Origin of the sequence: Pseudomonas sp. BF-RE-25, from assembly GCF_019956105.1 — a bacterium.
Lineage (GTDB): Bacteria > Pseudomonadota > Gammaproteobacteria > Pseudomonadales > Pseudomonadaceae > Aquipseudomonas > Aquipseudomonas migulae.
Window position 1 is genome coordinate 24,654 of the sequence record NZ_JAHBDB010000048.1, and the last position, 14,706, is coordinate 39,359.

Here is a 14,706-nt window from a genome sequence, read left to right on the forward strand (position 1 = left end):
TGGTCGAGCCGCACACTTTGCGCGCCTCAAGCAATGACCCGCGTTCGCCGGCCCTTCGTTTTGGGTCCATTTCAGCGCAGATGACGAGACCGCCATGGCCGGGCTAATTCCCCAGAGCTTCATTGACGACCTTCTGAACCGCACCGACATCGTCGATGTGGTCAGCTCGCGCCTGCAACTGAAAAAGGCCGGCAAGAACTACACTGCCTGCTGCCCGTTCCACAAAGAAAAAACCCCTTCTTTCAGCGTCAGCCCCGACAAGCAGTTCTATTACTGCTTCGGCTGCGGTGCTGGCGGTAACGCCCTCGGTTTCATGATGGACCACGACAACCTGGACTTCATCCAGGCGGTCGAAGAACTGGCCAAAGCCGCCGGCATGGAAATCCCCCGCGAAGAAAGCGGCCGGCCGCACAAACCGCGGCAGCCAACTGATTCGCCGCTGTACCCGCTGCTCACCGCCGCCGCCGATTTCTATCGCCAGGCACTGAAAAGCCATCCGTCGCGCAAAGCCGCGGTGGATTACTTGAAGGGTCGCGGACTGACCGGCGAGATCGCCCGGGACTTCGGCCTCGGTTTCGCTCCGCCCGGCTGGGACAATCTGTTCAAGCACTTGAGCAGCGACACCCTGCAACAGAAAGCCATGGTCGATGCCGGCCTGCTGATCGAAAACGCCGAAACCGGCAAACGCTATGACCGCTTCCGCGATCGCGTGATGTTTCCGATCCGCGACAGCCGCGGGCGCATCATTGCTTTCGGTGGCCGGGTTCTGGGTGATGACAAACCGAAATACCTGAACTCACCGGAAACCCCGGTATTCCATAAGGGCCAGGAACTCTACGGCCTTTATGAAGCACGCAAAAACAACCGCAACCTCGACGAAATCATCGTCGTCGAAGGCTACATGGACGTCATCGCCCTCGCCCAGCAAGGCCTGCGCAATGCCGTCGCCACACTCGGCACCGCCACCAGCGAAGAGCACTTGAAGCGTCTGTTTCGCGTCGTGCCCAACGTTTTGTTCTGCTTCGACGGCGACCAGGCCGGCCGTAACGCCGCATGGCGAGCACTGGAAGCCACCCTGCCCTGCCTGCAAGACGGGCGACGGGCGCGCTTTTTGTTTCTGCCCGAGGGCGAAGACCCGGATACGCTGGTCCGCTCCGAAGGCACCGATGCTTTCCGCGCGCGGATCAACCAGCACGCGCAGCCATTGGCAGACTACTTTTTCCAGCAACTGACCGAGGAATCGGACCCGCGCTCGCTCGAAGGCAAGGCCCACATGGCCACCCTCGCGGCGCCGCTGATCGACAAGGTTCCGGGCGCGAACCTGCGGATCCTCATGCGCAAGCGCCTGTCCGAAATCACCGGGCTCAGTGGCGAAGCGGTGACCCAGCTGGTGCAAAGCGCACCTCAGGACGCGCCGCCTGCCTATGACCCGGGCATCGATTACGACGCGATGCCGGATTACGGCGATTACCATCAGCCGCAGGCACAAGAGATGTACGTGCCACAGCAGGAATGGACGCCGAAGAAACCCGGCGCCGGCGGCAAGAAATGGGACAAGAAACCGTGGGACAAAAATGGCAAGCGTGGCGGTGATCGCGATCAACAAAGCGCCCCGCGCACACCAATTGCCGTGGAAGCCCCGACCCTGATTGCGCTTCGCACGCTCATTCATCATCCGGAACTGGCCGGCAGGGTAGAAACCGCCGATCACTTCGCCAATGAGAGCAACACCTACGCGCAATTGCTGGTGGCCCTTATCGAGGCCGTGCAAAAAAATCCTAAGCTAAACTCAATTCAGTTAATGGCCCGCTGGCATGGGACGGAGCAGGGACGTCTTCTCAAAGCATTGGCGGAAAAGGAATGGCTGATTGAAGGCGGCAACCTTGAACAACAGTTTTTAGACACCATTACTAGGCTATCAGCCGGTCAACACACCGATAGCCTGGAAGCACTTATCAGAAAAGCAAGACAGCCGGGATTGACCGCAGAGGAAGCAAATCAGATCGCAAATCAGATGCGCGACCTATTAAAACGCAATATGACTGTACCAAACCCGACCTCAACTGGCGCGTGAGGTCATAGCTCAGGTATAATCCTCGGCTTGTTTTTTGCCCGCCAAGACCTTCAGTGGATAGGGTGTTATGTCCGGAAAAGCGCAACAGCAGTCTCGTATCAAAGAGTTGATCACACTTGGTCGTGAGCAGGGCTACCTGACTTACGCGGAGGTCAACGACCACCTGCCGGAGGATATTTCAGATCCGGAACAGGTGGAAGACATCATCCGCATGATCAATGACATGGGGATCAACGTATTCGAGGTTGCGCCAGATAAGGATTCCCTTATGCTGGCCGACGCCGATACCGACGAAGCCGCGGCCGAAGAGGCAGCAGCAGCGTTGGCAGCGGTCGAAACCGACATCGGTCGCACCACCGACCCGGTGCGCATGTACATGCGCGAAATGGGTACGGTAGAGCTCCTGACACGTGAAGGCGAAATCGAAATCGCCAAACGTATTGAAGAAGGCATCCGCGAAGTGATGGGCGCAATTGCGCACTTCCCTGGCACGGTTGACCATATTCTCTCCGAATACACTCGCGTCACCACCGAAGGTGGCCGCCTGTCCGACGTCCTGAGCGGTTATATCGACCCGGACGACGGCATTGCGCCGCCTGCTGCAGAAGTGCCGCCGCCAGTCGATCCGAAAGCAGTGAAAGCGGACGACGATACCGATGACGATGACGCCGAAGCTTCGGATGACGAAGAAGAAGCCGAAAGCGGTCCGGATCCGATCATCGCCGCACAGCGTTTTGGCGCTGTCGCTGATCAGATGGAAATCACCCGCAAGGCTCTGAAAAAGCACGGCCGCAACAACAAGGCAGCTATTGCTGAACTGTTGGCCCTGGCTGAGCTGTTCATGCCGATCAAACTGGTGCCGAAGCAATTCGAAGGCCTGGTCGAGCGTGTTCGCAGTGCCCTGGATCGTCTGCGTCAGCAAGAGCGCGCGATCATGCAATTGTGCGTGCGTGATGCCCGTATGCCGCGTGCCGACTTCCTGCGCCAGTTCCCGGGCAACGAAGTTGACGAAAGCTGGAGCGACGCTCTGGCCAAAGGCAAAAGCAAATATGCTGAAGCCATTGGTCGCCTGCAGCCGGACATCATTCGTTGCCAGCAGAAGCTGACCGCGCTGGAAACCGAAACAGGTTTGACGATCGCCGAGATCAAGGACATCAACCGTCGCATGTCGATCGGTGAGGCCAAGGCCCGCCGCGCGAAGAAAGAGATGGTCGAAGCGAACTTGCGTCTGGTGATCTCCATCGCCAAGAAGTACACCAACCGTGGCCTGCAATTCCTCGATCTGATCCAGGAAGGCAACATCGGTTTGATGAAAGCGGTAGACAAGTTCGAATACCGCCGCGGCTACAAATTCTCGACTTATGCCACCTGGTGGATCCGTCAGGCGATCACTCGCTCGATCGCCGACCAGGCCCGCACCATCCGTATTCCGGTGCACATGATCGAGACGATCAACAAGCTCAACCGTATTTCCCGGCAGATGTTGCAGGAAATGGGTCGCGAACCGACCCCGGAAGAGCTGGGCGAACGCATGGAAATGCCTGAGGACAAGATCCGCAAGGTATTGAAGATCGCTAAAGAGCCGATCTCCATGGAAACCCCGATCGGTGATGACGAAGACTCCCATCTGGGTGACTTCATCGAAGACTCGACCATGCAGTCGCCAATCGATGTTGCTACCGTTGAGAGCCTTAAAGAAGCGACTCGCGAAGTCCTGTCCGGCCTCACTGCCCGTGAAGCCAAGGTTCTGCGCATGCGCTTCGGTATCGACATGAATACCGACCACACGCTTGAAGAGGTTGGTAAGCAGTTCGACGTGACCCGTGAACGGATTCGTCAGATCGAAGCCAAGGCGCTGCGCAAGCTGCGCCACCCGACGAGAAGCGAGCATCTGCGCTCCTTCCTCGACGAGTGATCACAAAACCCCCGGCCCAGGCCGGGGGTTTTGCTTTATGCAGATTAAATCCCCCGCACTTCCCTCCCGCCGAATTGCCCGTCTACACTCGAAACATTCCCCCGAGCCATAACGAGACCGTTATGCCCAGACTGCCGACCGTGCTTTTTTTGCTGTCGCTGATGACCTGGACCGCAACGGCTGGCGCGCTGACTCTGACCGACGAAGAACGTAGCTGGTTGACGGCCCACCCTGACTTACGCTTGGGTGTCGATGCGTCATGGCCACCCTTTGAGTTTCGCGACGATCAGGGCCGCTATCAGGGCCTTGCGGCGGATTACATCGATCTGATTCGCCAACGCCTGGCCATTAAGCTCACGCCCATTGAGCCTGTGAGCTGGACGGCTGTGCTTGAGCAGGCCAAGCAAGCGAAACTGGACCTGTTGCCGGGCATCATGTCGACCCCGGAGCGTCAGAAATACCTGGCGTTTACGCGCCCCTACCTCGACTTTCCGATCGTCATTCTTGCCCACGTCGGAGGCGCTCAACCGCACAAGCTTGAAGAGTTGTACGGTCTGAAAATCGCCGTGGTGGAAAACTACGCGCCTCATGAACTGCTGCGCACTCACCACCCCGACCTGAACCTTGTGGGCATGCCCAATGTCAGTTCGGCCTTGCAGGCATTGGCGACCGATGAAGTGGACGCGGTGGTCGGCGATCTCGCGTCCAGCGTCTGGAGTTTGCGTCAACTCAAGCTCGATGGGCTCTATGTCAGCGGCGAGACACCCTATCGCTATCAACTGGCCATGGGCGTGCCTCAGAACAAGAAGATTCTGGTCGGCATCCTGGACAAAGTCCTGGCGGACATGACACAGGCAGAAATCAGCGCCATCCAGGAACATTGGGTCGGTAACGTCCTCGATCATCGAACCTTCTGGTCCGATCTGATCATTTACGGCCTGCCGGGGTTGCTGTTGCTGATAACCGTGCTGGCGGTGGTCATCCGGATCAATCGCCGACTGAGTTCGGAAATCTCCCGCCGCGTCGACCTGGAACAGGAACTGCGCAGCAGCGAATACCATTATCGCGGGCTGGTGGAGAGCCTTTCGGCCATTGCCTGGGAAGCGCGGATCACCGATTTCACCTACAGCTATGTGTCGCCCCACGCCGAAGAGTTGCTCGGTTATCCCCTGTCCCACTGGCTGATTCCGGGGTTCTGGCGCAACATCATCCACCCCGCCGACCTGACTCGCGCCCAGACCTTCTGCGATCACGAAGTCCTGGCCGGGCGCGATCACAGCCTCGATTACCGGGTCATCACCGCTGACGGCCGTTGCCTGTGGGTGCGCGACATCGTCAGCCTGATCGAGCACGGCCATGAGCCGGTGATGCGCGGGCTGATGATCGACATCAGCGAAACCAAGCGCACCGAAGAGGCGTTGCGCCTGTCGGAGCAGAAGTTTGCCTCGGTGTTCCAGCAATGCCCGGACATTCTGGTCATTGCGCGGCTGTCGGATGGCTGTCTGCTGGAGGTCAACGAAGCGTTCGAGGAGCAGATTGGCCTCAAAGCCGAGGAAGTCATCGGTCAGACCGCCACCGACCTGAACATCTGGGGCATACCCGGCGTTGGACCAGGTCTGTTGCAACGCTTGCAGGCCGGCAGCATCCGCAACCTGGAGATGCCCTTTCGCCGCAGCAATGGCCAAGTGTTTACCGGCCTGATCTCCGCCGAACCTTTCGACCTCGACACGACCCCGGCACTGGTGGTGGTTGTGCGCGATATCAGTAAGCTCAAGGAAACCCAGCAACAGCTCCAAACATCCGAAGAGAAATTCGCCAAAGCCTTTCACGCGTCCCCCGACGGTTTGCTGTTGTCCCGGCAAAGCGATGGCTTGCTGCTGGAGGTCAACGAAGGCTTCAGCCGCATTACCGGTTTCAACAGTGCGATGTCGGTGGATCGTTCGGCGCTTGAGCTGGGGATCTGGGTCAACCTCAACGAACGCAAACAGATGCTCGACCTGTTGCACCGGGACGGTTTCGTCCGTGACTTCAGTTGCCATATCCGCCGCAGCGACGGGCAGATCCGCCTCTGCGAGGTGTCCAGCCGGCCGCTGCCGATCGGCGATGAAGACTGCATGCTGACCATCGCCCGGGACATCACCGAGCGACACCTGATGCAGGAAAAACTGCAACAAGCCGCGACTGTGTTTGAGAGCACCGCCGAGGGGGTTTTGATCACCGACACGCAGCAACACATCAGCGCGGTCAATCGCGCGTTTACCGAAATTACCGGCTACAGCGAAAGCGAAGCACTGGGCCACACCCCGCGCCTGCTAGCCTCGGGCCTGCATGACAGCGCTTTCTACGCGGCGATGTGGCATCAACTGACCGCCGAAGGCCATTGGCAGGGCGAGATTTCCAACCGGCGCAAAAACGGCGAGTTGTACCCGAGCTGGCTGACCATCAGCGCCGTGCGCAACCGCGACAAGTTCATCACCCACTTCGTTGCCGTGTTTGCGGACATTTCCAGCCTGAAGCACGCGCAAGCCAAACTCGATTATCAGGCGCACCACGACCCGCTCACCGGCCTGCCCAACCGCACGCTGTTCGAGAGCCGCTTGCTGACCGCACTCAACAACCAGCAGGAAAACGGCGGCCAGGGCGCGGTGTTGTTCCTCGATCTGGACCGGTTCAAACACATCAACGACAGCCTCGGCCACCCGGTCGGCGACCTGCTGCTCAAGGGCATCGCCGTGCGTCTGAAGGAGCAGTTGCGCGATATCGACACCGTGGCGCGGCTGGGCGGCGACGAATTCATCATCCTGCTACCGGGCCTGCAGCAATCCACCGACGCCGACAACATCGCAACCAAGTTGCTCAACTGCTTCAGCGCGCCATTCCAGGCGGGCGAGCATGAGTTCTTCATCAGCGCCAGCATCGGCACCAGCCTGTATCCCAAAGACGGCTGTGACGTCGCCACGCTGGTCAAAAACGCCGACGCGGCGATGTATCGCTCCAAGGCCAAGGGCCGCAACCGGGTCGAAAGCTATACCCGCGACCTGACCGCCCAGGCCAGCGAGCGCGTCGCACTGGAGCACGAGCTGCGCCGTGCCATCGAGCGCAATGAGCTGTCCCTGTGTTACCAGCCCAAAATCAGCCTGGAGGACCATCGCCTTGTCGGCGCCGAAGCGCTGATCCGCTGGCATCACCCGACCTTCGGCGCCGTACCGCCAGAGCACTTCATTCCGCTGGCCGAAGAGAACGGGATGATCCTGCAAATCGGCGACTGGGTGCTCGAGACCGCATGTCGGCAGATGTACGAATGGAATCAGACCTATGAATGCCTCGGCCCGCTGTCGGTCAACCTCGCAGGCGCACAACTGCGTCAACCCAACCTGCTCGGCCGGATAGAACAGCTGCTCAAGGACAACGGCCTTCAGCCTGGGTTATTGCAACTGGAAATTACCGAGAACTTCATCATGAGCCAGGCCGAGGAAGCGCTGGCGGTGCTGCATCAACTCAAACACCTGGGTGTGCAACTGGCCATCGACGACTTCGGCACCGGCTATTCCTCCCTGAGCTACCTCAAACGCCTGCCGCTGGATATTCTCAAGATCGACCAGTCTTTCGTCCGCGGCCTGCCGGATGACCCCCACGATGCGGCAATCGTTCGCGCCATCATCGCGCTGGGCCGCAGCATGCAATTCACCGTGATAGCCGAAGGCGTCGAGACTCTGGCGCAGCAACTATTTCTCGCCGAAGAAGGCTGCGAACAGATTCAGGGCTACATCGTCAGCTTGCCGTTGCGGGCGGACGAATTCGCCGCGACGTTTCTTCGTATAGCCGTATCGGATTTTTCGGATAGCACAGCCGAGAAACCGTCGCTATAATCCGCGGCCTACTGAGGGCCTATAGCTCAGTTGGTTAGAGCAGAGGACTCATAATCCTTTGGTCCACGGTTCAAGTCCGTGTGGGCCCACCAATCAAAAAAGCCGCGCTTAATGCGCGGCTTTTTCGTGTCTGAGTGACTGGTTTTTGTAGCACTATTTTTCGGATCGCTCAGTTCGCAAAATTTTCGATCTTTACCTGTCCCTCAGGAAAGGTCGCGATGATTTCCAGCTCGCCCCCCATTGCGCGTATGTAGTTGCGCAGCGTGCTGATGTACATGTCTGTACGTCGTTCCATCCTGGAAATCGCCGCTTGATTGACATGCAGCATCTTGGCCAGTGTTTCCTGGCTCAACTCCTGGGCCTTACGCAGCTCGTGCAGGGGCATTTCCTTCAGGTGCTGCTGGAACAACCGCTCTGCGTTTGCGCGAGACTCTGGCGTCATACGAGCTTGAAGTTCAGCAAATTTTTTAGCCATCGTTGCGGCCCTCTTTACGCAATGTTTCCAAATGGTCGTCATACAGTTTTTCAGCCAGCGGGACATGCTCGTCATACCAACGGTTTTGCCCGGTTTTATCCCCTCCGATTAAAAGTAGTGCGCATCGGCGTGGATCAAACGCATAAAGCACGCGAATGGGACGACCGGCATGCTGGACCCGCAACTCCCGGAGGTTGCCCAGTCGTGAACCTTTAATGTCGCTGCTATGTGGGAAACGCAGGCCCGGGCCGAGTAACCCAAGCAGATCGACGCTGGCTGACACCGAGGACTGCTCTTTCGCGTCCAACCTCTCCCACCAGCGTTCAAATTCATCGGTGTATTCAATTTCCCAACCCATACCAATATGCCACCCAAGGAATATGATCTCAAGGGAATAACTCTAGGCTTTAGCGGCCGCGCGGCCACCTTGGTTGCCAATGCAATTGTTAAGGGCGGTTTCGAGCGGCATGTGGGTGTTCGGCTTCTGGCGTTTGGTTTTGTTTACTTCAGGTGGCGCAATATCGGATGACGTCCGCAGACCTTGTAGGCAAACTCCGAATCGTGTTTTGTGGGCACTTTGATGCCTTGTTGCGCGTTTCTTCGACGGGATAGTCTCCGGACGTCGCTGACCATTCAGCGGTCGGGCTTGGAAACCCGTCGAAATTATTCGCAACAGCGCCCCTTCACGATTGCAAAGGCTTTCCTGGCTTGAGCTCTTGAGTTATGGCGGCTGTGCGCGGGACGTCTTCGGACGTGCCGGTTTCCTAATTTCCCGGTTTTCCAACCTGCGTACAGCTGTCACCCATTCGCTTGGAAACGAATGCGACAGCCTCCCAAATTAGGAGCTACACAATGACAAAAGCGAACCCTTCAGCCCCCTCAGAACTACAAACCATCGGCCTCACCCCCTTCATCTACTGCTCAAACCAACCGCTGTTCCATGTCAGTAGTGGCGTTCCCCTCGCCGACGCTCTAGCTCAGGCCTCAAATCTGTTGTACCTCGCCAAAGAACTAACCATGGACGCCGCCTACGCCAAAGACACCGACCGCCACGCCTGGGCCGCGCATTACCTGACGTCGATGAGCAAGGCCGTGGTCGATGATGTGATGAAGGTGCTGGAGTGCGGACCTGATCGCACCGATACAAAGTCCAAAAAATAACGGCCGATGGGCCGTGGAATGAGCCCCGAGAATTCGGGGCTTTCACAGGATGATCGGTGGTGCGCTGTCTTACGCCCAAACACCCAACGATGGAATGGCCTGCACTGGCCGCAACCGCTCAAGCATTTCACGCGTAAACACCACCTCATACGTATCCGCCGCCCTGCCCCACTGCTCCACGATGACCATGGCGTCGACCAACACGCGCCCCAGTTCGGTAATCGTGTCCGCCAGGTCCTCGACGATTGCTTGAGTCCGGCCCCACATGCGATCAGTCATCGCTTGAAGCTCAGCCGCAATACGGTCAGATGACGCAGGGGCCGTATCGGGACAGGTGATGTTGCGCAGCAAATGCTGAAGCTCTTTTACTTTCGCGTAATCCTGTTCCGCCCCCAGCGCACCTTTCAGGATGGTGACGGCTTTCGTCTTGTCTACGCGATTCCCGGACCGATGTGTCGAAGATAATGTCTGCGCCATGGCGCCAGCCATCAGGACCATTATTCGGGCTTCCACGTGCGCTTTCATTGCTTCCATCGATGAAATCGGGCGCGCCAGGGTAATGGCAGCGCCCCCTTGATGCCGCAAGTCCATGGTCACGGACAGGGTCACGCCGCCGGTTTCAAACCCCAAAGCGCGGGCCACGACGTAGTGGCCCATTTCGTGATGGGCGATCTGTAATGCGTGATCCCGTATAGCGGGAGACATCTTCGTTGTCATTTCCATCGCCCCGCACTCTTCGAATTCGACTGACTGTTAGTGTCCATTCTGCCGAGCGAAGTAGGAAGATTCCCAAGTTGTTGAAGCTCTATTCTTATAGGCCCTGTTACGCGGCTTATCGAGCTCGGGTCAGTGTTTACAGCCAGTACAATCAGACTCAAAACCTGAAAAAGACAAGGTTCCTCGTCAACAAAAACAGCGAGATTCCTCATGCAAAACCTGGCCAATCCGCCTATCTACCTTTCAGCAAAAAACTTGCAAAGCGAAGCGGTTGAACCTAGTCTTGCCCGCAACACACCCGCCATGCCTATGGTTGCGTCAGCAGCCAAGCACAAATTGAGCGGTTTTTTTTTGCCCGGAGTTTTTAGGGCATGAGAGTCTTTGGTAAACCGGTGATCGACATCACTGCCCAAATCGAACTGCTCAAGCAGCGTGGCCTGCAAATCCAGGATGAGGCTCGAGCACGGTACTTCCTGCAAGCTGTCAGCTTCTTCCGCCTCACACCTTACATGCGTACGTTTCAGCATGCAGACGCTCAAGATCACCCTTTCCGCAAGGGTTCCGAATTTCGTGAACTGACCACGCTCTATGAGTTCGACCGCAGGCTGCGCCTACTTGCAATGGATGCCATCGAGCGTGTCGAAGTTGCCGTTCGTTCATTGATCAGCAACCACATGGGCCCCACTCACGGCGGGCATTGGTACATGGAAGTCCGGCTATTTCAGCACACCTATGACCACGCCCGATTGATGGAGACCATACGCACCAAGCAAAACACCGCCAAACGCGATTACGAAAAGGAATGCCAACGGATAGACCGCCTGCAAACCGATACCCGGCGTAAAGATCACCTTAAGCGGCAACGTGCGAAAGAAAGCTATGCCCGGCACTATCCGGTAACGTACGACCAGTCGTCACTGATGCCCGGATGGGCCATGCTGGAAGAGCTGACCCTGGGAGATCTTTCTCACCTGTACAAGGGACTTGCCCGCGATGCAGACAAGAAAGCTATCGCCAAGTACCTCGCATTACCTGCACCTCTGCTGCAATCGTGGCTGCATACCCTGACCACCATTCGCAACATTTGCGCCCATCACGCGCGGCTGTGGAATCGGGAGCTGGGGATACGACCGGAACTGCCTAAGAAAACCAGTTTTCAATGGCCACAGGCATTACTTCAACAGGGACAGCATCCGCGAATTTTTTCGGTTTTGTGCATCCTTAAACACTTGATGCACCAAGTGAGCCCACACACCCATTGGGATCGCCGTTTACTAGAACTGATGCAGGAATTTCCCAGTCTGAATCAGCGAGCAATGGGATTTCCACAGGAGTGGCACCAAGACCCGTTCTGGCAGATAACGGAGTAATTTCAAAAATGAAAAAGCCGCGCAATCGCGCGGCTTTTTCGTACGTGCAATTCAGCCTTTACTCAGGCAAGGCATACGCAATCACGTAATCCCCACGATCCGTCGACTGACGTGCACCGCCCACCGTCAGCAGGATGTACTGCTTACCGGTTTTCGGCGAAACGTAAGTCATCGGACCCGACTGGCTACCCACTGGCAAACGCGACTTCCAGATCTCATTCCCGTTACCCGTATCGAACGCCCGCAGGTAGAAATCCTGGGTGCCGGCGAAGAACAGCAGGCCGGACTGGGTGGCCAGAGAAGCACCGAGGGTCGGCATGCCAATCGGTATCTGCAAATGCATGCGGATGCCCAGCGGGCCGGTGTCCTGTACGGTGCCGACCGGGACTTGCCACATCAGTTTGTGGGTCTTGAGGTCGATAGCGGACATGGTGCCGAACGGCGGCTTCTGGCACGGAATGCCCACCGCCGAGAGGAAGCGTTCGCGCATCGCCCCGAACGGTGTGCCTTCCTGTGGCACGACGCCCATTTCGATACCGCTGGCCCCGGCGGCGATCTTGTTGCGCGGGATCATGTAGTTGGCCAGGCCCAGGCGCATGTCGTTGACGAACATGTAGTTCGTGTTTGGATCTACCGAGACGCTGCCCCAGTTCATGCCGCCCAACGAACCCGGGAATTGCAGTGCGCGGTCCATGCCCGGCGGGGTGTAGACGCCCTCGTGGCGCATGCCTTTGAACTGGATGCGGCACATCAACTGATCAAACGGCGTGGCGCCCCACATGTCGGCTTCGGTCAGGGTCTTGTTGCCGATGGACGGCATGTCCACCGAGAACGGCTGGGTGGGCGAATAGCGTTCGCCAGGCACACTACCTTGCGGAACCGGGCGCTCTTCGACGCGCGCGATCGGCACGCCGGTTTCGCGGTTGAGCAGGAAGATCTCGCCTTGTTTGGTGACTTGCGCCAAGGCTGGCTGCAGACCGCCCTTGTCGTCCGGCACGTCGTACAACAACGGCTGAGCCGGCAGGTCGAAGTCCCACAGGTCGTGATGGGTGGTCTGGAAGTGCCAGCGCACCTGACCGGTCTTCACGTCGATGGCGACGATGGACGAACTCCACTTGTCATCGAATGCCGTGCGTTGGCCGCCAAAGAAGTCTGGCGTGGCGTTGCCGGTGGGCAAGTAGACCAGACCGAGTCTGGCGTCGTAGGACATCGCCGACCAGACGTTTGGTGTGCCACGGGTGTAGGTCTCACCAGCCGGTGGACGTTTGGTGGTGTTCGGATTGCCCGGATCCCACGCCCACACCAGTTCACCGCTGCGTACATCGTAAGCGCGGACCACGCCTGGCGGCTCGCCGGTGGAGTAGTTATCGGCCACACGGCCACCGACGATCACCACGTCACCTGCGACCAGCGGGGTTGAGGTTTGCTGGTAGTAACCGGGCTTCACTTCACCCATGTCGGTGGTCAGATCGACCGTGCCTTTGTTGCCAAACTCTTCACACGGCTTGCCGGTCTCGGCATTGATCGCGATCAAACGGGCATCGCCGGTCGGCAGAAACAGACGTTTCGTACAGGCAGTCGGCTGGTTATCCGAAGACACTGGCGTCTCGGAATAACCCAGGCCACGGCAACGCTGCCAGTTTGGCGCAGTACCTTGCGGGTCGAACTTCCAGCGTTGGGCGCCGGTGTCGACGTCCAGCGCGAAGACTTTGCCGTAAGCGGTGCAGGTGTAGACCGTGTCGCCGATTTGCAGTGGGGTGTTCTGGTCTTCAGCGCCAGCGCCGGTGCTTTGCGGGATGTCGCCGGTGCGGAAGGTCCACGCCACCTGCAACTTGTCGATGTTGCCTTTGTTGATCTGGTCCAGCGCAGCAAAGCGGTTGCCAGCGGTGGTGTTGCCCCAATGGGCCCAGTCTTTCTGCTCGGTACCCGGAGCGACCGGCGTAACAGCCGGTTCAATACTGGCCTTGACCACATGGGTCGGCACGAACATGTAGGCCATCGTTGCGACAACGCCGACGCCCAGAATACCGGCGAGGCCATAAGCGCCACGGCCGGCAGTCGCGCCTGAAGCACGCACCAGCGTCGGATAGATCAACGCAACGACCACGCCGATCACGGCGAAGGTCAGCACGCGCGAGACCAGCGGCCAATATTCGAAACCGGTGTCCCATACAGCCCAGATCGCGGTAAGCATCAGCGCCACGCCATACAGCCACGCACCTTGCGGCTTACGACGGGCGATCATCAGCCCGGACACCAGCATCGCCAGACCCATCAGCAGGAAATACCAGCTGCCGCCCAGCGAGACCAGATAACCGCCGCCACCAGCCAGGCCGAGTCCGATCAACGCAATCAGGACACCCAGCCCCGACAGCAACCATTTGCCGCCGCCGGCAGCCCCAGAATTATTCATGTCGGTAATTTTCCCCATTTGTGACAAGCGCGGAATAATGTACTACCTAGTTACTTATGGCAAATTGTCGCAGGCAAAAATGGCATGAACGGTACTGAGGCTAGATCAAACATCCGGTATGCGAGCGGTGCTGTAACATGTTGACCCATTGATTTGTGTTGCTGGAGACGACCATTGCCTGACACTCGCCCGCCCGTTCTTGACGAAATCGACCGCCAATTGATCGCGGCCCTGCAAATCAATGCCCGTGAAAGCGTGGCCATGCTCGCCCGGCAATTGGGCATTGCCCGCACCACCGTGACGTCGCGGCTGTCGCGTCTGGAAAAGGCCAGGGTCATAACTGGTTACGGCGTGCGCTTGGGCCAGCGTGTGGTGGACGGCGGATTGCAGGCGTACGTCGGGATCACGGTGCAACCGCGCTCCGGCAAGGAAGTGTTGCGGCGGTTGAGTGCGATGGCTCAGGTTCAGCAGTTGTGTGCAGTGAGTGGCGAATTTGATTATGTGGCGTGGCTACGCACTGATTCGCCGGAGCAACTGGATCAGTTGCTGGATCAGATCGGCAGTGTGGACGGGGTGGAGAAGACGACCACGTCAATCATTCTCAGCAGCAAGATAGATCGCGGCCAGCCGGTTTAACCGCAATCTTTATGTGGGAGCGGGCTTGCTCGCGAAAGCGGTGTGCCATTGAAAAATGAAATAACAGACATACCGC

Annotated in this window: 11 protein-coding genes and 1 tRNA gene; 8 read left to right on the forward strand and 4 right to left on the reverse strand. The window is 58.2% G+C overall.

Annotated features, from left to right (window positions below; translation table 11 throughout):
• The first annotated feature begins 94 nt into the window (after positions 1-94).
• From dnaG to KGB24_RS21160, 4 genes are all read left to right on the forward strand, one after another.
• The gene (dnaG, locus tag KGB24_RS21145; RefSeq protein WP_008027037.1) at positions 95-2,074 is read left to right on the forward strand and encodes a DNA primase; all 1,980 of its coding nucleotides are present in this window, start codon (positions 95-97) and stop codon (positions 2,072-2,074) included.
• 67 nt (positions 2,075-2,141) lie between these two features.
• On the forward strand, positions 2,142-3,989 hold the full coding sequence (rpoD, locus tag KGB24_RS21150) for an RNA polymerase sigma factor RpoD (RefSeq protein ID WP_008027035.1): 1,848 nt from the start codon (positions 2,142-2,144) through the stop codon (positions 3,987-3,989).
• Between the two features lie 122 nt (positions 3,990-4,111).
• Complete coding sequence (locus KGB24_RS21155; protein WP_223415951.1) at positions 4,112-7,858, forward strand: bifunctional diguanylate cyclase/phosphodiesterase; 3,747 nt, start codon at positions 4,112-4,114, stop codon at positions 7,856-7,858.
• Positions 7,859-7,873: 15 nt separating this feature from the next.
• Positions 7,874-7,950: transfer RNA gene (locus KGB24_RS21160), tRNA-Ile, on the forward strand.
• A gap of 77 nt (positions 7,951-8,027) precedes the next feature.
• On the opposite strand, the gene KGB24_RS21165 is transcribed toward KGB24_RS21160, so the two are convergent.
• Both KGB24_RS21165 and KGB24_RS21170 read right to left on the reverse strand, forming a co-directional pair.
• Positions 8,028-8,333 (reverse strand): helix-turn-helix domain-containing protein, encoded by a 306-nt coding sequence (locus tag KGB24_RS21165; protein WP_008027032.1) that lies wholly within the window; start codon positions 8,331-8,333, stop codon positions 8,028-8,030.
• Positions 8,326-8,691, reverse strand: a complete 366-nt coding sequence (locus KGB24_RS21170) for a type II toxin-antitoxin system RelE/ParE family toxin (RefSeq protein ID WP_223415952.1) — start codon at positions 8,689-8,691, stop codon at positions 8,326-8,328. Before KGB24_RS21170 ends, KGB24_RS21165 begins: the two co-directional genes overlap by 8 nt.
• Positions 8,692-9,185: 494 nt before the next feature.
• Here KGB24_RS21170 and KGB24_RS21175 point away from each other — a divergent pair, with 494 nt between their 5' ends.
• Entirely contained in the window at positions 9,186-9,494 is a 309-nt protein-coding gene (locus tag KGB24_RS21175) for a DUF3077 domain-containing protein (RefSeq protein ID WP_223415953.1), read from the forward strand.
• A 69-nt stretch (positions 9,495-9,563) separates the two neighbouring features.
• Here the strand turns inward: KGB24_RS21175 and KGB24_RS21180 are convergent, their stop codons facing one another.
• Entirely contained in the window at positions 9,564-10,211 is a 648-nt protein-coding gene (locus KGB24_RS21180) for a peptidase M41 (protein ID WP_223415957.1), read from the reverse strand.
• A gap of 210 nt (positions 10,212-10,421) precedes the next feature.
• On the opposite strand from KGB24_RS21180, the gene KGB24_RS21185 reads away from it, so the two are divergent.
• Together KGB24_RS21185 and KGB24_RS21190 are read left to right on the forward strand one after the other, a co-directional pair.
• Positions 10,422-10,586 (forward strand): hypothetical protein, encoded by a 165-nt coding sequence (locus tag KGB24_RS21185; protein ID WP_223415954.1) that lies wholly within the window; start codon positions 10,422-10,424, stop codon positions 10,584-10,586.
• The gene (locus KGB24_RS21190; protein ID WP_223415955.1) at positions 10,583-11,581 is read left to right on the forward strand and encodes an Abi family protein; all 999 of its coding nucleotides are present in this window, start codon (positions 10,583-10,585) and stop codon (positions 11,579-11,581) included. The genes KGB24_RS21185 and KGB24_RS21190 overlap by 4 nt, the downstream gene beginning before the upstream one ends.
• A 58-nt stretch (positions 11,582-11,639) precedes the next feature.
• Here KGB24_RS21190 and KGB24_RS21195 read toward each other — a convergent pair whose 3' ends face one another.
• The gene (locus tag KGB24_RS21195; RefSeq protein WP_223415956.1) at positions 11,640-13,994 is read right to left on the reverse strand and encodes a glucose/quinate/shikimate family membrane-bound PQQ-dependent dehydrogenase; all 2,355 of its coding nucleotides are present in this window, start codon (positions 13,992-13,994) and stop codon (positions 11,640-11,642) included.
• A 174-nt stretch (positions 13,995-14,168) separates the two neighbouring features.
• Between KGB24_RS21195 and KGB24_RS21200 the strand changes: the two genes are divergently transcribed.
• Positions 14,169-14,630: an Lrp/AsnC family transcriptional regulator gene (locus tag KGB24_RS21200; RefSeq protein WP_008027020.1), complete on the forward strand. Its 462-nt coding sequence runs from the start codon at positions 14,169-14,171 to the stop codon at positions 14,628-14,630.
• Positions 14,631-14,706: the final 76 nt, after the last annotated feature.

Excerpts from the sequence above, each read along its gene's own strand:
- dnaG (WP_008027037.1), top strand. The coding sequence starts at position 95 with ATGGCCGGGCTAATTCCCCAGAGCTTCATTGACGACCTTCTGAACCGC.
- rpoD (WP_008027035.1), top strand. The coding sequence starts at position 2,142 with ATGTCCGGAAAAGCGCAACAGCAGTCTCGTATCAAAGAGTTGATCACA.
- KGB24_RS21155 (WP_223415951.1), top strand. The coding sequence starts at position 4,112 with ATGCCCAGACTGCCGACCGTGCTTTTTTTGCTGTCGCTGATGACCTGG.
- KGB24_RS21165 (WP_008027032.1), bottom strand. The coding sequence starts at position 8,333 with ATGGCTAAAAAATTTGCTGAACTTCAAGCTCGTATGACGCCAGAGTCT.
- KGB24_RS21170 (WP_223415952.1), bottom strand. The coding sequence starts at position 8,691 with ATGGGTTGGGAAATTGAATACACCGATGAATTTGAACGCTGGTGGGAG.
- KGB24_RS21175 (WP_223415953.1), top strand. The coding sequence starts at position 9,186 with ATGACAAAAGCGAACCCTTCAGCCCCCTCAGAACTACAAACCATCGGC.
- KGB24_RS21180 (WP_223415957.1), bottom strand. The coding sequence starts at position 10,211 with ATGACAACGAAGATGTCTCCCGCTATACGGGATCACGCATTACAGATC.
- KGB24_RS21185 (WP_223415954.1), top strand. The coding sequence starts at position 10,422 with ATGCAAAACCTGGCCAATCCGCCTATCTACCTTTCAGCAAAAAACTTG.
- KGB24_RS21190 (WP_223415955.1), top strand. The coding sequence starts at position 10,583 with ATGAGAGTCTTTGGTAAACCGGTGATCGACATCACTGCCCAAATCGAA.
- KGB24_RS21195 (WP_223415956.1), bottom strand. The coding sequence starts at position 13,994 with ATGAATAATTCTGGGGCTGCCGGCGGCGGCAAATGGTTGCTGTCGGGG.